The following is a 20910-nucleotide window of genomic DNA, read 5'->3' as shown; positions in this document are numbered from 1 at the left end:
TTTTACTTAATTTTCCATTTTTGGGCCAACCAGCTGGAAAAAGCTAAAAATCGCTCAACTACTTGTTCATGGTGTCCATAAGGATCAAAGACAAACTGACCGTTCGGATAGCGTTTCTGAAGACTGGTATGGATCTGCTCAGCATAGACTGGTGCTTGAGCCAAGCGATTAGTATGGTATGCTCCTTCTGTTTGACCATTCTGTAAATACAGCAAACAGTCCAAATTTTTCACATTTTCTGCCTTGCAGTAAGCCGCAAAATCAGGATACCAAAAGGAACCGCAGATCGAAAAGACACAGGAAACCTTGTCAAAGCTGAAAAGACTGTAGACTGCCGCCAAACCACCTAGTGAGTAGCCTCCATAAGCAAGGCGAGTTTCGTCCAGGCGATATAGCGACTTCAGCTTGTCTAAAAGGCCTCCAAATAAATCACTATGATAGGCATTTGCCTGACCGCCAAAATCTGGAGCTCCATCTCTCAAAGCAGCTGCCTTCCAGGGAGTGTAGTCATCTAGGCGATTTTTAGAGGTCAAGCCCACTAAAATCACAGATTCGGAAAGGGACGATAGGAAGTCCAAGTTTCCATCATTCAATAAAATAGCCGGATAGGTTTGATTGGGGTCGTAGTTAGAAGGAAGGCTGACCTTGACTTGGATTCCTTCCCAATCAAACTCATTATTTATTGATAAAGTCATTGATTTTCTCAAGGGAATCAATCACTGCTGGACCATAGTCCATCAATTCATCGTAAGAGATGGTCATGATTTTTTGATTCTTAATAGCAGGAACGCTTTCCAAAACAGCATTTGCCTTCATCAACTCTACTGCTTTTTCATCCAATTTTTTATTACGATCGCTGGTTACATAGATAATCAATTCAGGATCCATTGACACGAGATTTTCCAAGGTCAAGCCTGATGTCCCCGTAGCAACGTTTGTATAACCAAGTTGGTTCAGCAAACTTTCTTGCAAAGCAGACTTGTAGGCACCGAAGGTTTCATCATTATAAGCAACCATAATCAAAGCCTTTTTCTTTTCACCTTGGCTTGCTGGATTTGCTTTCTTAACAGCGTCAATTTTAGTTTGTAATTGGGCTGCGTATTCATTGGCCTTGTCCTGAACATTAAAAATCATTCCAAGATTTTTGACATCTTCTACGATATTCCCCAAATCTTGCTGAATCGTTGAGAGAGAAGCTTTTTGAGTATAAACTGGGATTTTGTTTTCATTCCAAGTGCTAACTGTCCCCAAGGATTTTTCAGAAAACATCATGTTTCGCCCCATCACAGCGTCTGGCTCATAAGAAAGGACTGTTTCTTGTGAGACTGTTTTTTTATCTCCAATTTGAGGAATCGTCGCAATCGCGTCCTTGTATTTGTCCGTCACAGCATTATCAGGATTAAGCATGCCAGCAATTTTATCCTTCAACCCTAACTCCAATAAGATTTCAGTGGTTGAAAGATTGTTGGTGATAACTTTTTCAGGTGCCTTGTCAAAGACTTGTTCGACTTCATTCCCTTTCGCGTCATAGGTTTTGACCGTTAGTGGATAAGTCGTCTCTGTGCTCGCCTTTTGACTTGTTTCTGTGCTAGACTGTGTGGTAGTTTTTTCTGTAGTAGTGTTACCACAAGCTGCCAAAGTTAAGGTAGCTACTGTTACGAGTAAAATGCTTAGTGTTTTTTTCATCTTGTTTTCCTTTTCATTCTTATAAATAGTGAATCATAGCTTGCTGATCCTCGGTCCAAGTAACCTGACTTTGAACGCCGTATACAGTTTGCAATGATTCTGAGGTGATGGTCTCCTTTGGAGTCCCTTGATAAAGGATTTCCCCCTCTTTCATCAGATAGAGATAATCCGAATAGCGACAAGCAAGTTGAATATCATGCAGGACAGCTAGAACATTGACCTTGAGCTCCTTCACTATGGCCAACAAGTCTAGCTGATACTTGATATCCAAGTGATTGGTTGGTTCGTCAAGGAGCAAGAGAGTCGGTTCTTGCGCCAAGGCACGGGCTAACAAGACTCGCTGTTTCTCTCCCCCTGACAGGGACGAATAGAGACGAGTTTTCTTCTCGAGCATATCCACCTTAACGAGGGCATCTTGAACGAGCGTAAAATCCCTTTCCCTTTCCTTCTCTAAAAAAGAGAGATGGGGAGTTCTTCCCAGCAAGACAATTTCTTCAACTGTACAATCAAACTGCAGCTGGTTAAACTGAGTCACAACTGCCATTTGTTTGGCTGTTTCTTTGAGTGACCAATGCTCTAGCGGCTTTCCATCTAGGCTTATCAAGCCTTTGTCCGCCTTTTCCTGACGATAGAGGAGTTTAAGTAGACTGGTTTTCCCGCTTCCATTTGGTCCTAATACCGTGTGAAATTGATTCCCTTCAACCTTAAGAGAGACTCCTTTGAGGATTTTTTTCTCTCCCAGTCCAAAGTGGACATCCTGACAAATCAAGTCCATATCAGACCCTCACCTCCCTTCGCCTACCTCCAACAATGTAAATAAAGAAGGGAGTACCTACCAAGGCTGTGAAAATACCAATAGGAAGCTCTGCGTTTGGAATGATGATACGAGAGAGTACGTCTGCCCAGATGACAAAGAGGGCTCCCAGCAAGGTTGCAACAGGAAAAAGCCTCTTGTAATTCGTTCCTACTAACCCTCGAGCTAAATGTGGAGTAATCAGACCGACAAATCCAATAATCCCACAGGTTGCCACTAATACTGCTGTTAGCACAGTCACCATGGTCACATAAAGATACCAATAAAAGCGTAAGGGAATTCCCAAAGTTAAAGCAGCCTCATCTCCCATCATCATCGCATTGAAAATACGATACTGAGTAGAGAAAAATAGAAAGGCCATTCCTACAACCATAGTTGGCAGAACCAAGTCTGACCAAGAAGTCCCGGCAAGCGAGCCCATGGTCCAAAACTTAATGGTCATCACACTGTCCGCATTAGCGCCAACTGAGATAATAAAGTTTGAAAAAGCCAGAAAGAGAGCATTGACCACCGTTCCCGATAAGATTAGGCTAGAAGTCGTCATCCTTCCCTGCATAGAGGCAATGATGAGAACAGCAATTGTTGCCAAAATAGCTCCAAGAAAAGCTCCAAGGCTAATCATCACTTTTAAACCAAGAATGATGCTCAAAGTTGCCCCTAGAGTTGCACCCGCAGATATTCCTAAGACATAAGGCTCAGCGATAGGATTGTTCACTGTGGACTGCATCACGCTACCACACATAGAAAGGCCTGCTCCTACTATCAGACCTAACAATACTCGAGGGAATCTCATGTTCCATACAATGGCAAGAGTGGACTTGGAAACCTCTCCTACCTCAAGAGGAAATCCCAACCTGCTCAAAATAATCCGATAGGTATCTCCTAGATCAATCGCAACAGATCCCATTGAAACTGCTAGAAAGAGAGAAATCCCTAAAATACCTAGCAAAATAACTAAAAGTAACACAAATTGCTGGTCTTGTCGGCTTCCAGAAAATTTGGAAAGCATGCAAACCTCCTTTGATAGAATCTTAAAAATTTAGAAAATTCTCATGAAAAGTATACCATATTTTCAACTGTGTAACAAGCTATGGAAAAAATACAATTAAAATCAGAAAAATTATGGTTGGTTTTTCCATACAGTGCTAGCAAGCATAAGCAAAGATAATACTTGAGTATAACGAGGTAAAGTGACAACATAAAAAGCCCTCTGAAAATCAGAGAGCTGATTTGAGCTCGGGCTAAAATCCTAGTGAAAAAAATCTACACGATCAGAAAAGTCTCTATCGTGCCATTTTCATACATGATGTATAGTCCAAGTACAATGAATACTAAGGGCACAATGATTCGCTCGTATTTTTCAATTGTCTCGAATATTAACGGAATAGAGGATAACACCCGACTAATCTCGCATAAGATAATTATGCCGATTACAAACACAAGCAACGCCACGAGGGTCTGTGACCAATCTAACGAAGCAAAATAAGGTATATAGATACCTAAATTATCTCCGCCAGACGCAATTGTTAGCAATGTAACTGTCCAAAACAGTTGATTTGCCTTGCTTTGTTCTAATCTTTCAATAATTTCTTCCTCTTCTTCCTCTTCTTCCTCACCTTCTCCAACAATTGCAAAGCGAATCCCTAAATAGATAGGGATTAAACCAAGCAATCCAACCATCCATTCTTCAGGCACGAAATTAACGACATAAGCAGCAACTAAACTCGCCCCTACAAGTAAGCCTGTGCCTAGATATTGCCCCGCATAAATATGCCATTTTTGTTTATTCTGTGATAGCTGTGCAAATAAAATAAATAAAATAATTAAATAATCGATACTGGTGGAAATATAAACACCAATAGCAGATATGATTGTCTGTCCCATAAAAACCTCCTGTATTAGTCAGTAATAAATCAGCAGATTTTAGGAGAGCACAGACACATTAATTTAGCTATCGCTAGTGGGTAATGTCGAACATAGGAAAGCATTTTACTCCTCCTCAAAACGTAGTTACAAAGTAATTTCTAACTGGAATTCGGTGACTACTTCCATGTAAAGTATAACATACTATACTTTACTTCGTAAAGTGTGGGCTCTCCGAAGGGGCTTGCAGACAGCTACTAGGCTTTTCAAGCCGAGTAGCTACGCACCTTTATGGTGTAATTAGATGATACCATTTGAGGTTTTTGTAGTCTCCAAAATTGTGACCGATAAAACTGTGGCACTGTTTCGTATTCTTTACGGTTAGTTTTTGTAGTCTCCAAAATTGTGACCGATAAAACACTTCTTCACAGTTCCTGTACCTTCTGCACGTTTTTGTAGTCTCCAAAATTGTGACCGATAAAACCTGTTTGGTCGTTTCATATTACCACCTCAAGTTTTTGTAGTCTCCAAAATTGTGACCGATAAAATCTCAATAAAAAAGCCCTCTGAAAATCAGAGAGCTCCAGTCTTGCTGGATAAACCGTTTATAGACTAGGCGACGAGGCGAAGATTGTACTAATGGTACATCGAGCCGAAGCCAACGAAGTATAGAAACGGTTTAGACGCAAGATTAGCGACGAAGTCCTAGAGAGTTGATCAACTCACGGTAACGGTTAACGTCGTTTTTACGCAAGTATGCAAGCAAGTTACGACGGCGACCGATTTTTTTCATCAATCCACGGTAAGTAGCGTGGTCTTTTTTGTGTTGTTTGATGTGTTCGTTAAGGTGGTTGATTTCCCAAGTAAGGACAGCAACTTGAACCTCTACTGAACCTGTATCACCTTCGTGACGTGCATATTGTGCGATGATTTCATTTTTTTTCTCTTTTGAGATTGCCATGATGTTTCTCCTTTTTATTTGGCTTCATCCGAGTGACAGGTTGGCATGCCTGTAACCAAGAAGAAGTTATTTGTCTTTACGACAATCCCTATTCTACCAATAACTAACTTCTTTGTCAACAGATTTACTTTCTTGTTTTAAACATGCTATAATAATCATAGCAAGAAATCTAAGTTGTCTGTTTTTTTTAAACGAGATGATTATCATGCCTAGATTCTATTTCCATCTCCCCTACTATCTGGTCATATTTTTCTTTTATTGGCCACTTTATGAGTTGGTCTTGCTAGTTGTTTCTGACCCCCTTACACTCAAGGGACTCTGTATAAACAATCTTCTCTTCTTTACACCTCTGGTAATCTTGATTATATCGCTACTCTATAGCTACCGTTTCCGTTTCTCACTTTGGTGGTTAATTGGTAACGGACTGCTCTTTTGCTTTACTATCATAACCTTCGGTGAATTTATCTGGTTTTACTTTTTAGCCTATGAAATCTTTGCTCTGGTGGGCATGGCTTCCGGTATTGGCATCAAGCATATTCTACAAAAAATGAAAAACAAAAAACTTTCACAAAATCCTTGAAAAATCTCACAATCATGCTATAATAATCCATAGAGACAAGTCACTTAGTCCCTTTCTACTAGAGAGTGCGTGGTTGCTGGAAACGCATAGAGAGCCTAAACTGATACTACTCTTGAGTTTTTTATGAAAACATAAAACGGTGGCTACGTTAGAGCCAATCAGAGGTGTCCCTCTCTTTTGAGGTACATAAATGAAGGTGGAACCACGTTGCGACGTCCTTTTGAGGATGTCGCTTTTTGTTTTTCTAGCTTTCACAATCCTCTGTCCCTGTTTTCAGAATAGGGTTAACACATTCGTCAATAATATAAGTAAGGAGAACATCATGATTAACATTACTTTCCCAGACGGCGCTGTTCGTGAATTCGAATCCGGCGTTACAACTTTTGAAATTGCCCAATCTATCAGCAATTCCCTAGCTAAAAAAGCTCTTGCTGGTAAATTTAACGGCAAACTCATCGACACTACTCGTGCTATCACTGAAGATGGAAGCATCGAAATTGTGACACCTGACCACGAAGATGCCCTTCCAATCTTGCGTCACTCAGCCGCTCACTTGTTTGCCCAAGCAGCTCGTCGTCTTTTCCCAGACATTCACTTGGGTGTTGGTCCAGCCATCGAGGACGGCTTCTACTACGATACTGACAACACAGCTGGTCAAATCTCTAACGAAGACCTTCCTCGTATCGAAGAAGAAATGCAAAAAATTGTCAAAGAAAACTTCCCATCAATCCGTGAAGAAGTGACTAAAGACGAGGCACGTGAAATCTTTAAAAACGACCCTTACAAGTTGGAATTGATTGAAGAACACTCAGAAGACGAAGGCGGTTTGACTATCTATCGTCAGGGTGAATATGTAGACCTTTGCCGTGGCCCACACGTCCCTTCAACAGGCCGTATCCAAATCTTCCACCTTCTCCATGTAGCAGGTGCTTACTGGCGTGGAAATAGCGACAACGCTATGATGCAACGTATCTACGGTACAGCTTGGTTTGACAAAAAAGACTTGAAAAACTACCTTCAAATGCGTGAAGAAGCTAAGGAACGTGACCACCGTAAACTTGGTAAAGAGCTTGATCTCTTCATGATTTCTCAAGAGGTTGGTCAAGGACTTCCATTCTGGTTGCCAAATGGTGCGACTATCCGTCGTGAATTGGAACGCTACATCGTAGACAAAGAGTTGGCTTCTGGCTACCAACACGTATACACTCCACCACTTGCTTCTGTTGAACTTTACAAGACTTCTGGTCACTGGGATCATTACCAAGAAGACATGTTCCCAACTATGGACATGGGTGACGGGGAAGAATTTGTCCTTCGTCCAATGAACTGTCCACACCACATTCAAGTCTTCAAACACCATGTTCACTCATACCGCGAATTGCCAATCCGTATCGCTGAAATCGGTATGATGCACCGTTACGAAAAATCTGGTTCCCTCACTGGTCTTCAACGTGTGCGTGAAATGTCTCTCAACGACGGTCACCTCTTTGTAACTCCAGAACAAATCCAAGAGGAATTCCAACGTGCCCTTCAGTTGATTATCGATGTTTATGAAGACTTCAACTTGACTGAATACCGCTTCCGCCTCTCTCTTCGCGATCCTCAAGATACTCACAAGTACTTTGACAACGATGAGATGTGGGAAAATGCCCAAACCATGCTTCGTGCAGCCCTTGATGAAATGGGTGTGGACTACTTTGAAGCCGAAGGTGAAGCAGCCTTCTACGGACCAAAATTGGATATTCAAGTTAAGACAGCCCTTGGAAAAGAAGAAACTCTTTCTACTATCCAACTTGACTTCTTGCTTCCAGAACGCTTCGACCTTAAATACATCGGAGCTGATGGCGAAGAGCACCGTCCAGTTATGATCCACCGTGGCGTTATCTCAACTATGGAACGCTTCACAGCTATCTTGATTGAAAACTACAAGGGTGCCTTCCCAACATGGCTTGCACCACACCAAGTAACCCTCATCCCAGTTTCTAACGAGAAACACGTGGACTACGCTTGGGAAGTGGCTAAGAAACTCCGTGACCGCGGTGTCCGTGCAGACGTAGATGAGCGCAATGAAAAAATGCAGTTCAAGATCCGTGCTTCACAAACAAGCAAGATTCCTTACCAATTGATCGTTGGGGACAAAGAAATGGAAGACGGAACAGTCAATGTTCGTCGCTACGGCCAAAAAGAAACACAAACTATCTCAGTCGATGACTTTGTTCAAGCTATCCTAGCTGATATCGCCAACAAATCACGCGTTGAGAAATAATAGATAAAACCTGGGATAAAATCCTAGCTACCTAAAAAGCAACAACTGAAACAGCTGTTGCTTTTTATATTTTTACTCAATGAAAATCAAAAAGCAAACTAGGAAGCTAGCCGCAAGCTGTACTTGAGTACGGTAAGGCGACGCTGACGTGGTTTGAATTTGATTTTCGAAGAGTATTATTTAATCCGAGCTAGTAGTGATTGACCAAACCACCACACAAGATTTGCTTTCATGAGTTAGATAAGGTCAATATCCTCAATCCTTGTCTGCTTCATTTTCTTTTACGAGATCTTTTTGTGAATCTTTTTCAGAGAGTTTTTGATCAATATACTTGTCAATGTTTTCATAAAATTCCTTGGTCGCTTCACTATCTAATGTTGGCGAGTTCTGAACTTGATTCACTTTCAATTGAACAGATTGAATACCGTAAGAGGCTTGTTTTTGGTGGAGTGTTTCTAATTCTTCTTCTGAAATCGGATCTCCAACAACCGTCAAGACCAATTCATTGTTACTTGACTTGTAGACTTGATTAATAACCGTATAATTGGCGAACTCTTTTCCTACAAACTGTTTGATCCCTTCTTTGCGCGCTTGTTCTATTGTCAGAGTAACTGCCGAATAGCTAGCTGGAAGAATCAACAATACAATCAAAGATATCAAGCCAATTCTCATTTTAATGCTCAGCTCTTTAAATGAAGTTAAAGGAGATTTTCTCATCAAAATTCTTGTTCCAACAATGTTGGCTAGCATGATAAAGACACAGTTGATCAAGAAAAGATAGAGAGCCCCCAATAAAAATCGTACATTCCCATTAGCTAAACCATAGCCAGCAGTACAGATAGGCGGCATCAGAGCTGTAGCAATGGCTACTCCTGGCACGATATTGTTTGCTTCTTTTTTCCTTGAACCGATCACACCAGCAATCCCACCAGCAATAGCAATGAGGACATCCCAAATGGTTGGAGAGGTTCGTGCAATCAACTCGCTACTTGCATAAGACAAGGGAGAAATCCAGAAATACAGAGTCGAGACAAGCAAACTGACCAACACTTGAGTCAATAAAACCTCTAGAGATTGCTTGATTAAACGCGTATCAAAAATAGCTAAACCGAATCCCAGTCCAACAATCGGTGTCATGAGAGGTGAAATCAACATGGCTCCTATAATGACAGCTGTTGAATTCATATTTAGTCCGATAGAGGCAATAAAAATTGCACACATCAAAATCGCTGTATCTCTCAATCGAACATGAAGGTCATCGTATAATTTCTCACGGTATTCCCGTGTTGAATAATTGGCAGTCATTTGTCCTCTCCTCTTTCCTTATTTAAATTGGTATAATAATTAAAAATAACAGCTGATAAACAGCCAAAAAATATGAGCCCATAAATCGTCAAGAAGACACTGGTAATCCTTCCAATCAAGGTCACAGCTAGGAGATCCCCGTAGCCGACAGTCGTCGAAGTCACAAAAGCATACCAAAGACCGTCTCCGTAATTTGTGATAGCAGGTTCAACTAGGAAAAGCACGCCTCCTGACCCAAAAACAAAGGTCACAAAACTCAGAGCAAACCGAGTAAAACCCGTAACCTGCATAATATGCCATAACATTTTTAAACGTTTCATTTGTTCTCCTTATTCATACTAGCTCCTGACCGAGCCGTTTTTTTCCAATAATCAAAGTGAAGATAGGACATGATCTCCATCACCAAACCCCAGTCCAACAATCGGTGTCATAAGAGGGGAAATCAGCATGGCTCCAATAATGACAGCTGTTGAATTCATATTTAGGCCAATAGAGGCAATAAAAATCGCACACATCAAAATCACTGTATCTCTTAATCGAACATGAAGATCATCATATAATTTCTCACGGTATTCACGTGTTGAATAGTTTCCAGTCATTGGTTACTCCTTTTATTTCGTATAATTTTGTTTCTGCATGGATGATGGTAGAGAGACTTCTGTCCAATCTTACATATTTTTCTTCTCACCTGTTATTCTTTTGAAAATTATCCTTTAAATATCCGTCAGTCCATCCTTAACATTATATCAAAAATTTTACAGTCTTTCTTCGAAGAAATCTATCAATTGAATAGATAGATGAAGCAAGAAATTTTTGTTTCCTTATCCGAAGAAGGAAAAACGGTATCTCCTGAACCTTGATACTATGCGTTTTATTCTTTATAATTTAGCTATTTCAAAATTACAAGTTCTCCATTCTTAATTTCCCAAACTTGGTCAAACTTACTTAATAATTCGTTTTGGCGATGTAAAGTAACAATGACGGCACTTGGTAGTTCCAGAACTCTTTCCAATTCCATTTTAAACTGATTAGTATCCAAGGCAGAGAAAGGTTCGTCTAGGATAAGCAATGGATTTTTACGATTTTTCTCACGATTTAAATACATTCGTTGTTGCTGACCACCTGACAGGGATTGTGGTGGAATTTTTTCAAAATCTTCTTCTCTGAATTTTTCATTGAAACTATTGAATAGCGTTACATTATTTTCATAACTCGAAATAAATGTATGTTCTTGTTGCAGAATCATACCGAATCTTCCCCAAAGATGGTCCAAAACAAGCCCATCTAGCACAATTTGTCCTTCAAAATCTTCATCTGTTCCATTTAAAATGTTGAGAAGACTACTTTTTCCAGACCCATTCTTACCAATAAGCGCAATTTTATCCCCTTTTTGAATCGTAGCGGAAGTAATTATCAATTTTGATTCTCCCAGTTGTTTGGAAATGTTTTTCAAAGTAATCGTATCAAAAGAATGTTGAGGTGCTTGAACTGAAACGGGTCTCCCAACAATGTTTTGAAAACTCTTGATTACAGGCTTTACGGACTCTAACATTTGTAAATCATAAAGGATTTCCTGTATTGGTTCAGAAAAAGCATTAATATATCCGAAACTCGCCACCACCTCAGGAATACCGAGTTGCTGGTGAGATAGAGAGTAGGCTAAATAAATAAACAGAACAAGACTAATGAATTCAAAAGAAACACCTGTCAATAAGATGCCTGTAATTTTTGTCAAACCATACTTAAAATACTTATCCTGCAAATTCTTTAGAGAACTCTTTTGTTGATTCAAAAAATGCGACATAGTTAGTTTATTTACCAAATGATGTCCCATGAGCAAATCCTCCAAAGTTCGATAGTAATCTCCTTGTTTTTTCAAGTAAACCTGTCTACGATTAGCGGTCAACTTCCCAACGATTTTAGGAATTTGAATACTAATTCCAGTAGAAAAGATTAAAATCAGTGATACAATAGGATTAATTGTTCTGCTAATAATGAAAGCGTAAATGATGATACGTAAAATTTGTTTGATAAAACTCATCAATGGAGGAAGGTAATCCTTTTCCAACGAATCTAGGTCATTAGATTGATAGGAAATATACTCTGCTACTGTTTTCTGCTTGAAATCGTGGTGACTGAGTCCCAGAAGTGAACGAAACCACTCATTTTTCAAAGTAGTCGAAAAGATAATCCCCTGCTTCCAATCAAGTATCATTTGGATATAGTTACAACTCAAATAGCCTGCCACTGACATAGAGTAACCATATAGAGCTACTTGATAATCCCCTTTGATTAATGCCTGCGTGAAATACGGTAACAAAGCTGTGCAGATATTCGATACTACACCAAAAAGAAAATTAAAGAAGAGATACCATCTAATAGTTTTAAGATATGGTAGCATATACGATACTCCTTGCTAATGCGTTTTTTTACATATCGCAGAACAATCTCTACTATTCCCTATTTCAGATAGTGCGATACTCGGACATTGAGTGCAATAATTGTAAATCACACAAGTACTGCAGTTTTTACTATCAAAATAAAAAGAAAGCTGCAGTTCTTTCAATCCTGTATCAGCGATTCATTCTGAAATCGAACAGGAGATATTTCCCAAGTCTACAATTCACTTCATCTCAAATTAATTTTTGTAATTCACCCTTAGTTTATAGATTTTATACTCAACAAAAGTATAAAGCATACAAAACTTCACTTTGAACCAGTATTTATACTATATTCCGTATTAAAAATTCTATTATTGATTTTGTAAAAAACAGTCTTCAAATATCCTGAAATATAGCAAAAAGAGATTGGGTAAAAACTCATTGTCTCTTCTCACTCAAGGACTAAGTTCACTTGAGCAAACTGAATCCGCACTGTCGTTCCTGTACCGACCTCAGACTCGATACGAATCTGGTGCCCCAGTTCTTCAGAAATTTTCTTAGATAGGTAAAGTCCAAGTCCAGATGACTGCTGGGTTAGGCGACCATTGTAGCCTGAAAAGCCACGTTCAAAGACTCGGAGAACATCACTGTTTTTTATCCCGATTCCCGTATCCTTGATACAGAGCTCTTGCCCGTCCATATAAATCTCCAGACCACCTTCCTTGGTGTACTTGAGACTGTTTGAGATGATTTGCTCAATGACCACTAGCAGCCACTTTTTATCCGTCACAATTTCTTTATCAAGGTCATGCAGATTGACACTTAAGCCTTTTTGAATAAAGAATAGAGCGTATTTACGCAGTATTTCCTTGACCAAGTCCTCAATTTGAACCTGCTTTAAGACCAAATCATCATGGAAACTTTCTAAACGCAGGTACTGTAAGACTAGATTAGTATAGGAGTCTATCTTGAAAATTTCCTGTTCTAGCTGCTGCTTCAGTTGGCGATCGGCTACTTCTGCAACTAAGAGTTGACTAGCTGCAATGGGAGTCTTAATCTGATGAACCCACAAGGTATAGTAATCCAGCAAATCCGTCAGTTTTCTTTCTGCATCTGACCTCTGCTGGTAGAGTTCCATCTCACGCGCTTCTAATTTTTCTGCTAAAGCTCTTTCCAAAGGAGACTTGGCTTCCCTCTCCCCATAGAGAATTTCCTGACGATAGACCTGCATTTCCACCAATATGTCCCAAGTGAAAAATAAGATGGTTACAAAGCAACACAAGAGGAAAAAGTAAAGAAAGTAAATTCCCAAACTAGCAAATAAAAACTGAAAAAGCAAAACTAGAAACGCTAAAGCAAGCATATAGACAAACAGACGACTACGAGAGCGCAGATAGGCTAGAAAAAATTGTTTCCAATCAAGCATGCTTCAGACCGTACCCTATCCCTTTCTTGGTCTCGATAAATCCTACCAAGCCCTGCTCTTCCAATTTTTTACGCAAACGAGCCACGTTAACTGAGAGGGTATTGTCATCAATGAAAAAGTCACTGTTCCAAAGTTCCCGCATCAAATCATCACGCGCTACGATGTTGCCTGCATGCTCAAACAAAACGCGTAAAATCTGGAATTCATTCTTGGTCAAATTCAACACTTGCCCTTGATAATGCAAATCCATGGATTTGGTATTGAGGATCACACCGGCATATTCCAGTAAACTCTCGTCTCGCCCAAACTCATAGGAACGACGTAGCAAGCCCTGAACCTTGGCTAGAAGAACCTGCTGGTCAAAAGGCTTGGTCACAAAGTCATCCGCCCCCATATTAATCGCCATGACGATATCCATAGCCTGATCTCTCGAAGACAGAAACATGATGGGCACCTTGGAAATCTTGCGAATCTCCTGACACCAGTGATAGCCATTAAACAAGGGTAAACCAATATCCATGAGGACCAGATGAGGCTCCGACTGGACAAAAAGACTCAAAACTTCCATAAAATCTTCTACCAGAACCACTTCAAATCCCCATTCAGAGAGCATTTTCCCGACCTGTTGACGAATAACCTGATCATCTTCTACTAGTAAAATCTTGTGCATGCGCTCCTCCTTTTCTATTATTATAACAGATTTTTCCATGCTAGCAGGCCTGAAACTGAATTTGAAAGAGCTTGTTTGTAGCCAACAAAGTGATGCAATCCTACTAGCTAATTTAAGGGAAATTTGATAAGATAAATAAAAAGAAAGGAGCACTTATGGCCAATATTTTTGACTACCTGAAAGATGTCGCATACGATTCCTTTTATGACCTTCCTTTAAATGAATTAGACATTCTAGCCTTAACAGAAACCACCTACCTCCCCTTTGATAATCTAGTATCCACAAGTCCTCAGCGACTTTTAGACTTGGCACCTCAGGTTCCAAGAGAGTCTAGCATGTTGACCAGCAAAAATCGACTCCAGCTATTGGATGAGCTATCTCAACACAAGCGCTTCAAAAATTGCAAACTCTCCTATTTTATCAACGAAATCGACCCTGAACTGCAAAAGCAATTTGCGGCTATGACCTACCGCCTCACTCTCGATACCTATCTGATTGTCTTTCGTGGGACAGATGACAGTATCATTGGCTGGAAGGAAGATTTCCACATGACCTATATGAAGGAAATTCCTTCTCAAAAGCACGCCCTATGCTATTTAGAAAACTTTTTTGTCCACCATCCTAGGAAAAAAGTCATTCTAGCTGGGCATTCCAAGGGAGGAAATCTAGCTATCTATGCGGCTAGTCAAATTGAGCAAAGCTTGCAAAATCAGATTACCGAAGTCTATACATTTGATGCGCCTGGTCTCCATCAAGAATTGACACAGACCGAAGGTTATCAAAGAATAATGGATAGAACCAAGGTCTTCATTCCACAAGGTTCCATCATCGGTAGGATGCTGGAAATTCCTGCCCACCAAATCATCGTTCAGAGTACTGCCTTAGGTGGCATCGCCCAGCACGATACCTTTAGTTGGCAGATTGAGGATAGACACTTCGTCCAACTGGATAAGACCAACAGCGATAGTCAACAAGTAAACACAACCTTCAAAGAATGGGTAGCGACAGTCCCTGACGAAGAACTTCAGCTCTACTTCGACCTCTTCTTTGGCACCATTCTTGATTCTGGTATTACATCTATCAATGACTTGTCTTCCTTAAAGGCTATCGAACACATTCGTCATCTCTTTGTCCAAGCTCAATCTCTCACTCCAGAAGAAAGGGAAACCATGGGACGCCTCACCCAGTTATTGATTGATACCCGTTACCAGGCCTGGAAAAATAGATAGTACTCTGGAAAATCAAATATATACAAAACAAAAGACCTAGAACACAGACTTTCATGTGCATTCTAGGTCTTTTAAAATGTACTTTATACTCAATGAAAATCAAAGAGCAAACTAGGAAACTAGCCACAGGCTGCTCAAAACACTGTTTTGAGGTTGTGGATAGAACTGACGAAGTCAGTCACATATATACGACAAGGCGACGTTGACGTGGTTTGAAGAGATTTTCGAAGAGTTTTATTACCAAATAATTCCTTTGTAGGCTATTAAAATGAGTGCTAATAGCAGGACATAAAAGGCAAGGAAAAGCCATTTCATTTTGACACAGAGAGCTACGTACTCCCGAATAAAAGCAGATGGTATGTAGTAGCCTGCCGTCCTACATCCGAGGCCATCTCCCTTCATTTTTAACTTACGAGCATAGGTACTTGTTCTAAAGACATGATAATCATTTGTTACAAAGAGGAATTGAGGTTTGGCTACCAGCTTCTCACCAAGTTCCTTAGAAAAGAGAAGGTTCTCGTAGGTAGTCCTTGATTGGTCCTCCAGGATAATCCCATCTTGGGGAACATCGGTCTCTTCAAGCAGATAGTTTGTAATAGCCTGCGCTTCAGAAATCTTCTCATCTCCTCCTTGACCACCACTAGCAATGATTTTGATATGAGGATTCTTAGAATTGTGGTAAGCTTCTACTGCCTTATCAATTCTCCTCTTTAGCAAAGGTGTTACCTTTTCTCCGTCTAACAAACCTGCACCATGAATGATAATAAAATCATAATGCTTCTTCTTAGGAATAAGGAGATACAAGATAGAGTACAGAATGAAAGCCACAAAAGCAAAACCAAAAATAAAGTAAGAATAAGCAATAAATGCAAATAAAATATTTAGAAAGTGATTGGTGTAAAATAATTCATATCGTCCTCCCAATCGAAATGACATCAAAGCAAAAAATAGCAAAATGACTATTCCAAGGAGCATGGAGAAATAATTAGCCTTTGAACGTCCCTCTCGCTTCAACAAAATGACCCCATTATAGATTAAAAAGATGCCACTTAGAAAAAGCAAAAAAGGAAGTAAAATAAAGGGAAATATAAAAAAAGCGAAATGAATCTTCTCATACCCATTTTGATAAAAAAGGTAGCCTAAATAAAAATAACTGGAAATGAGGGATAATAAGAATAATACTGGATTCCACAAACTTCTATTATCCTTCCAAAATGACACTATAAATGCTAATACAATTCCTATAACGAGATACATTTCTTCCTCCTTTTATGAGTTCATTTTATCATAATTATTCAAAGAAAAAAAGAGGGCATCTATCCCTCTCAATCCTTCATTTGACTCTCTGCGTCAGCCACGACTTGTTCTAGACTGGTCTGACCAAGTTCAGCCTCCATAGCCAGCTGGATTCTCTCCAATTTTTGATCCAAAACCTCATGAATATGAGCTCCGACTGGGCAATTTGGATTTGGATTGTCATGGAAACTGAATAGTTGGCCTGTCTTACCAAGACACTCAACCGCCTGATAAACATCTAAAAGACTAATATCTTTGAGGTCCTTGACAATCTCTGTTCCCCCTGTTCCGCGCGCTACTGAAATCAGCTCTGCCTTCTTCAACTGGGACAAGGTTTTTCTGATAATGACAGGATTGACCCCGACACTAGCAGCCAGAAAATCACTGGTCACCTTGCTTTCCTTCCCCTTGAGGGCAATAATTATCAGCATATGAGTCGCAATGGTAAATCTACTTGGAATTTGCATGCTCTTCTCCTTTTTACGAGGCTGCCCTGCCTCTACTCTTCTTTTTCTTTTATTATACCCTTTTTGGTTGTAATGTCAATCGTTACCACTTTTTAACCAGTCATCTAATTCCCTATCATAGCCCTCTTTCTGCGCCAATTCTCTCAGAAATTCCTGATTATGAGTATGGTGGATACCATTGACCAGACTTTCATAATAAACCTCAAAATAGGGTAGTTTTAGATCTTTAGCTAGCTGCAATTCAGCTGCCACATCGTAGTCCACCCGTCGAAAGTCCATATCTACCAAGCCCTGGTCATCAAATTCCAAAATCATATACTGGGCCCGCAAGTCCTTCCGCAACTGGGCATCTAGAAAGAAAGGCTGCCCAATCGAACCCGGATTGACAATCAATTGCCCACCAGTCCCGTAACGAAGCAACTGCTGGTGAATATGACCATAAACAGCTATATCGCAGGACGGATTGGTTACCAAGCGGTCAAAATCCTCTTGCGCTCCAGTATGAATCAACTCACGACCCCAGTTCTTATCAGGCAAATGATGGCTAATTCCCACTGTCAAATCACCAAACTGACGATGGATCTGAAGAGGTTGATTGTGAAGCAATTCAATTTCTTCTAGGGAAATTTCCTCTAAAACATACTGGCACTGGCGCAAGAGATAACGTTGGCTGGGACGAGTACTATCCAGTTCCTTGCGGACACCGTGCCACAGACTGTCTTCCCAGTTTCCCAAAACTCTAGCCGTAATCGGTAGTTCAACCAACAAGTCCAAAATCCTTCTACGCCCTGTCCCTGGCATGAGAATATCTCCTAAAAGCCAGTATTCATCCACTCCTAACTGCCGTGCATCTGCCAAAACAGCCTCCAAGGCGGTGGTATTTCCATGAATATCTGAAAGAAGAGCTATTTTTGTCATATTTATCTCCTCGTTTTTTCTCTTGCAATAAGTATAACATAAAAAGTCACAGCTAGAGAAATCTAGCTTTTTTTGATATACTAGATAAAGATATTAGACAAGAGGAAGCGAATGACCCCGAATAAAGAAGATTATCTAAAATGTATTTATGAAATCGGCATAGACCTGCATAAAATTACCAACAAGGAAATTGCTGCCCGCATGCAAGTCTCTCCCCCTGCCGTAACTGAAATGATTAAACGGATGAAGAGTGAAAATCTCATCCTTAAGGACAAGGAATGTGGCTATCTACTGACTGACCTAGGGCTTAAACTGGTCTCAGAACTCTACCGCAAACACCGCTTGATTGAAGTTTTTCTAGTCCATCATTTAGACTATACGAGTGACCAGATTCACGAGGAAGCTGAGGTCTTGGAACACACTGTCTCTGACCTCTTCGTGGAAAGACTGGATAAACTGCTAGGTTTCCCTAAAACCTGTCCCCACGGAGGAACCATTCCAGCCAAGGGAGAACTCTTAGTTGAAATCAATAACCTGCCCCTTGCGGATATCAAGGAAGCTGGCTCCTACCGTCTGACTCGGGTGCACGATAGTTTTGACATTCTCCATTATCTGGACAAGCACTCGCTTCACATCGGTGATCCTCTCCAAGTCAAGCAGTTTGATGGCTTCAGCAATACCTTCACTATCCTCACTAAAAATGAAGATTTACAAGTGAATATGGACATTGCCAAACAACTCTATGTCGAGAAAATCAACTAATTTCTCAAGTCCCCCACTAACCCTGAAAGTTTAATTTTCAGGGTTTTATTTCTATCATTTGATTTTGCTTTTATTTTATTATAAAATCGATGTAAAAAACAAGAAAGATACCTTAAACTATGAAAAAATCACTAAAAATTTTTGCGACATCTAAATGGTTTGACCTCTTCGGAGTTGCTTTGGTCGTTGGAATTGCGATCGCATCTGGCTATCTTAACTCCCGTCTCGACAAATTCGTAGACTGGGGACCATGGACAGCTCTTGTTCCCTTTGGATTCATTTCCGTAACCAATGTTGGAATTTCCATGTTGTCCACTCGTTTCACGGGAAAATTAAGCAAATGGGGAAATTACTTTGGTATTGTTAATACGATTTTGTCCGGCACCATTGATTATATCCTGGGAAATAAGGCGGCCATCATTACCTATCCTGTCACCTTCCTCATTTATACCTTTGCTATTAAGAAATGGGAAGCTTCGCAAGAAGGTAGACCCAACCAAATGAGCCAAAAACAGTTAAAATTGGCGGCCATCATCATTTCCATCATCGCCTTCCTCTTTGCCTTTGTGACAAACTATATCGGCTATGGAGGAAAGATGAATCTCCTTGCCTACGTAACAACTATTGCCTTTGCACTGTCCCTCATTGCAAATGCTTTTAACGCATTGAAACTAACAACTCAGTGGGGCTTTTGGTTGATTTACAATTTCGTTCAGCTGACAAAAGCTGGTATTCAAGGAAACTTCGCCAATATCGGTAAATACATCTTTTATATCCTCAATGCAATCGGAGCTTTATTTGTCTGGAATGATGAAGAAGTTAGATAATAGAAGGAAACTTAAATAAAAAAGCAAGTCGACTTAATAGAATCTCCTTACTAAAATTTTTTATCATTTTAGTTGTATCTCCCATTCGTTTGGAGTAAAATGAAGCTAGATAAAAGAGGGAGGTCTTGTCATGAGAAAACTCTATAGAATCCATTTTACAACAATTGCAGTCATCGATTTGCTACTATTCGCATTTTTTAGCAAAAGACCCGAGACATCTTTGGAGTGGCTCTTGCTCTCTGGTTTTATTTTCCTCCTTACTCAAGGACTCCTGTTATTTCGCTTGGTTGTCCGACTCAAACATCAATTCGCTGAGATTTATCCTCAAATCAATAAAAAGATTCGCTTCTACTATTTAGGGATTCTCTCCATTGATTTTCTATTTTTTGTCCTTTTAACCTTCGTTAGTTCTCAGCGTTTTCTCTCTCTTATGCCAATCATCACTGCTTGCCATTCTACTTTATATTATATGACGGCCGACTACCTAAGAGACAACTATCCAGACTTTTACGACAAACATATCTCTTTATGGGAGTGTCTCTAAGGAAAAGGAGGGGTTATCATGAAAAAAATCATCTTCATCAAAACCACTCAACTCCTTGTCATTGATGGAATCATGCTGGCATTTTTGACATTTAAAGGGGGGCTTACTTGGGACTGGATTTTGATTTATAGCGGTTGGCTCATTTTCTTTCATCCTGTGCTATTGACCTATCTTTCAAACCAACTTTGTGACCACTTTAGTCACCTCTATTCCCAGATTAGACCAAGATTCTGGCGTTTTGCCTTACAAATCCTTCTATGGGATAGCCTGATCATTCTCTCCTTGATATGTTTGAGTGGTGTGCCACTTTTCCTTCAGGGAACTCTCCTAACCCTAGGACACCTCATCCCTTCCTATCGCACCTGCCAAAGCCTGAAAAGAAACTTCCCCCAAGCATATCAAGAACCGATTGCATTTTGGAGTATTTTATGATAGATGAGAAAAACCAAGCCGGCTGGGCTTGGTCTTTCTTATCTATTTTTAGTATCTAGGATAATGGTAACTGGTCCGTCATTGACCAGCTCAACCTGCATATCAGCTCCAAAGATGCCTGTCTGAACGGGCACTTCTTGCGCTAATTTTTGATTGAAATCATCATAGAAGTCTGATGCCATATCAGGCTTGGCTGCCCCTGTAAAGGCTGGACGATTGCCTTTCTTAGTATCCGCAAAGAGGGTAAACTGAGAAATAGAGAGGATTTCTCCTTCAATATCTTTGACAGAGAGGTTCATCTTGCCTTCTGCGTCTGAAAAAATCCGCATATTGACCAGTTTTCTCACAGCATAGTCCAAATCTTCCTCTTGGTCCTCTGGTCCAACACCAACCAGCAATAAGAGCCCCTGATTGATTTTCCCCTGAACCTGACCTTCGATACTCACTTGGGCTTTTGTAACCCGTTGGATAATGATTTTCATA

The 20910-nt window shown here is 40.2% G+C and carries 22 protein-coding genes and 2 pseudogenes; 8 read left to right on the top strand and 16 right to left on the bottom strand.

Features of this window, described 5'->3' with window-relative positions:
* Window positions 1–2 precede the first annotated feature (2 nt).
* The 6 genes from F9B91_RS03625 to rpsO form a co-directional block, all read right to left on the bottom strand.
* Complete coding sequence (locus tag F9B91_RS03625) at window positions 3–695, bottom strand: alpha/beta hydrolase-fold protein (RefSeq protein ID WP_078238199.1); 693 nt, start codon at window positions 693–695, stop codon at window positions 3–5.
* Window positions 676–1686: an ABC transporter substrate-binding protein gene (locus F9B91_RS03620; RefSeq protein ID WP_020903633.1), complete on the bottom strand. Its 1011-nt coding sequence runs from the start codon at window positions 1684–1686 to the stop codon at window positions 676–678. Before F9B91_RS03620 ends, F9B91_RS03625 begins: the two co-directional genes overlap by 20 nt.
* Window positions 1687–1705: 19 nt before the next feature.
* Window positions 1706–2461, bottom strand: coding sequence for an ABC transporter ATP-binding protein (locus F9B91_RS03615; RefSeq protein WP_150922530.1), 756 nt, complete (start codon window positions 2459–2461; stop codon window positions 1706–1708).
* A gap of 1 nt (window position 2462) precedes the next feature.
* The gene (locus F9B91_RS03610; RefSeq protein ID WP_150922529.1) at window positions 2463–3509 is read right to left on the bottom strand and encodes a FecCD family ABC transporter permease; all 1047 of its coding nucleotides are present in this window, start codon (window positions 3507–3509) and stop codon (window positions 2463–2465) included.
* 254 nt (window positions 3510–3763) lie between these two features.
* Entirely contained in the window at window positions 3764–4384 is a 621-nt protein-coding gene (locus F9B91_RS03605; protein ID WP_060628622.1) for a CadD family cadmium resistance transporter, read from the bottom strand.
* Between the two features lie 670 nt (window positions 4385–5054).
* Window positions 5055–5324 carry a 30S ribosomal protein S15 gene (rpsO, locus tag F9B91_RS03600; RefSeq protein ID WP_001018251.1) on the bottom strand — a complete coding sequence of 90 codons (270 nt, stop codon included), beginning with the start codon at window positions 5322–5324 and terminating at the stop codon, window positions 5055–5057.
* Between the two features lie 205 nt (window positions 5325–5529).
* On the opposite strand from rpsO, the gene F9B91_RS03595 reads away from it, so the two are divergent.
* From F9B91_RS03595 to thrS, 3 genes and pseudogenes are all read left to right on the top strand, one after another.
* Window positions 5530–5904, top strand: coding sequence for a hypothetical protein (locus F9B91_RS03595; RefSeq protein WP_191962405.1), 375 nt, complete (start codon window positions 5530–5532; stop codon window positions 5902–5904).
* A 73-nt stretch (window positions 5905–5977) separates the two neighbouring features.
* Window positions 5978–6186 (top strand): annotated as a pseudogene (locus F9B91_RS11645) (hypothetical protein).
* A gap of 40 nt (window positions 6187–6226) precedes the next feature.
* Window positions 6227–8170 (top strand): threonine--tRNA ligase, encoded by a 1944-nt coding sequence (gene thrS, locus F9B91_RS03585; protein ID WP_125386185.1) that lies wholly within the window; start codon window positions 6227–6229, stop codon window positions 8168–8170.
* Between the two features lie 255 nt (window positions 8171–8425).
* On the opposite strand, the gene F9B91_RS03575 is transcribed toward thrS, so the two are convergent.
* The 6 genes and pseudogenes from F9B91_RS03575 to F9B91_RS03545 form a co-directional block, all read right to left on the bottom strand.
* Window positions 8426–9475, bottom strand: a complete 1050-nt coding sequence (locus tag F9B91_RS03575; RefSeq protein ID WP_049516469.1) for a DUF389 domain-containing protein — start codon at window positions 9473–9475, stop codon at window positions 8426–8428.
* Window positions 9472–9795: a potassium channel family protein gene (locus F9B91_RS03570; protein ID WP_000825751.1), complete on the bottom strand. Its 324-nt coding sequence runs from the start codon at window positions 9793–9795 to the stop codon at window positions 9472–9474. The genes F9B91_RS03575 and F9B91_RS03570 overlap by 4 nt, the downstream gene beginning before the upstream one ends.
* An 81-nt stretch (window positions 9796–9876) precedes the next feature.
* Window positions 9877–10074 (bottom strand): annotated as a pseudogene (locus F9B91_RS03565) (hypothetical protein); the annotation flags it as partial.
* A gap of 290 nt (window positions 10075–10364) precedes the next feature.
* On the bottom strand, window positions 10365–11876 hold the full coding sequence (locus F9B91_RS03560) for an ATP-binding cassette domain-containing protein (protein WP_004242726.1): 1512 nt from the start codon (window positions 11874–11876) through the stop codon (window positions 10365–10367).
* A 431-nt stretch (window positions 11877–12307) separates the two neighbouring features.
* Window positions 12308–13282 carry a sensor histidine kinase gene (locus tag F9B91_RS03550; RefSeq protein WP_150922528.1) on the bottom strand — a complete coding sequence of 325 codons (975 nt, stop codon included), beginning with the start codon at window positions 13280–13282 and terminating at the stop codon, window positions 12308–12310.
* Window positions 13275–13952 carry a response regulator transcription factor gene (locus F9B91_RS03545; protein WP_000548991.1) on the bottom strand — a complete coding sequence of 226 codons (678 nt, stop codon included), beginning with the start codon at window positions 13950–13952 and terminating at the stop codon, window positions 13275–13277. The genes F9B91_RS03550 and F9B91_RS03545 overlap by 8 nt, the downstream gene beginning before the upstream one ends.
* A gap of 155 nt (window positions 13953–14107) precedes the next feature.
* Here F9B91_RS03545 and F9B91_RS03540 point away from each other — a divergent pair, with 155 nt between their 5' ends.
* Window positions 14108–15181, top strand: a complete 1074-nt coding sequence (locus F9B91_RS03540; RefSeq protein WP_150922527.1) for a DUF2974 domain-containing protein — start codon at window positions 14108–14110, stop codon at window positions 15179–15181.
* A gap of 237 nt (window positions 15182–15418) precedes the next feature.
* Here the strand turns inward: F9B91_RS03540 and F9B91_RS03535 are convergent, their stop codons facing one another.
* From F9B91_RS03535 to F9B91_RS03525, 3 genes are all read right to left on the bottom strand, one after another.
* Window positions 15419–16438 (bottom strand): YdcF family protein, encoded by a 1020-nt coding sequence (locus tag F9B91_RS03535; RefSeq protein WP_150922526.1) that lies wholly within the window; start codon window positions 16436–16438, stop codon window positions 15419–15421.
* Between the two features lie 68 nt (window positions 16439–16506).
* Window positions 16507–16944 carry an Rrf2 family transcriptional regulator gene (locus F9B91_RS03530; protein WP_150922525.1) on the bottom strand — a complete coding sequence of 146 codons (438 nt, stop codon included), beginning with the start codon at window positions 16942–16944 and terminating at the stop codon, window positions 16507–16509.
* 75 nt (window positions 16945–17019) lie between these two features.
* Complete coding sequence (locus F9B91_RS03525; RefSeq protein ID WP_023946200.1) at window positions 17020–17862, bottom strand: metallophosphoesterase family protein; 843 nt, start codon at window positions 17860–17862, stop codon at window positions 17020–17022.
* A 111-nt stretch (window positions 17863–17973) separates the two neighbouring features.
* Here F9B91_RS03525 and F9B91_RS03520 point away from each other — a divergent pair, with 111 nt between their 5' ends.
* The 4 genes from F9B91_RS03520 to F9B91_RS03505 all read left to right on the top strand — a co-directional run bounded on the left by F9B91_RS03520 (window position 17974) and on the right by F9B91_RS03505 (window position 20427).
* Entirely contained in the window at window positions 17974–18624 is a 651-nt protein-coding gene (locus F9B91_RS03520) for a metal-dependent transcriptional regulator (protein WP_023946198.1), read from the top strand.
* Between the two features lie 119 nt (window positions 18625–18743).
* Window positions 18744–19451, top strand: coding sequence for a nicotinamide mononucleotide transporter (locus F9B91_RS03515; RefSeq protein WP_191962404.1), 708 nt, complete (start codon window positions 18744–18746; stop codon window positions 19449–19451).
* 130 nt (window positions 19452–19581) lie between these two features.
* Window positions 19582–19995: a hypothetical protein gene (locus tag F9B91_RS03510; RefSeq protein ID WP_150922524.1), complete on the top strand. Its 414-nt coding sequence runs from the start codon at window positions 19582–19584 to the stop codon at window positions 19993–19995.
* An 18-nt stretch (window positions 19996–20013) separates the two neighbouring features.
* On the top strand, window positions 20014–20427 hold the full coding sequence (locus tag F9B91_RS03505) for a hypothetical protein (RefSeq protein WP_150922523.1): 414 nt from the start codon (window positions 20014–20016) through the stop codon (window positions 20425–20427).
* Window positions 20428–20465: 38 nt separating this feature from the next.
* On the opposite strand, the gene dtd is transcribed toward F9B91_RS03505, so the two are convergent.
* Complete coding sequence (gene dtd, locus F9B91_RS03500; protein WP_084888701.1) at window positions 20466–20909, bottom strand: D-aminoacyl-tRNA deacylase; 444 nt, start codon at window positions 20907–20909, stop codon at window positions 20466–20468.
* Between the last annotated feature and the right edge of the window lies 1 nt (window position 20910).

Origin of the sequence: Streptococcus mitis (assembly GCF_008763935.1) — a bacterium.
Taxonomy (GTDB): Bacteria; Bacillota; Bacilli; order Lactobacillales; family Streptococcaceae; genus Streptococcus; species Streptococcus mitis_DB.
This window is presented reverse-complemented; position numbering and strand designations above follow the sequence as displayed.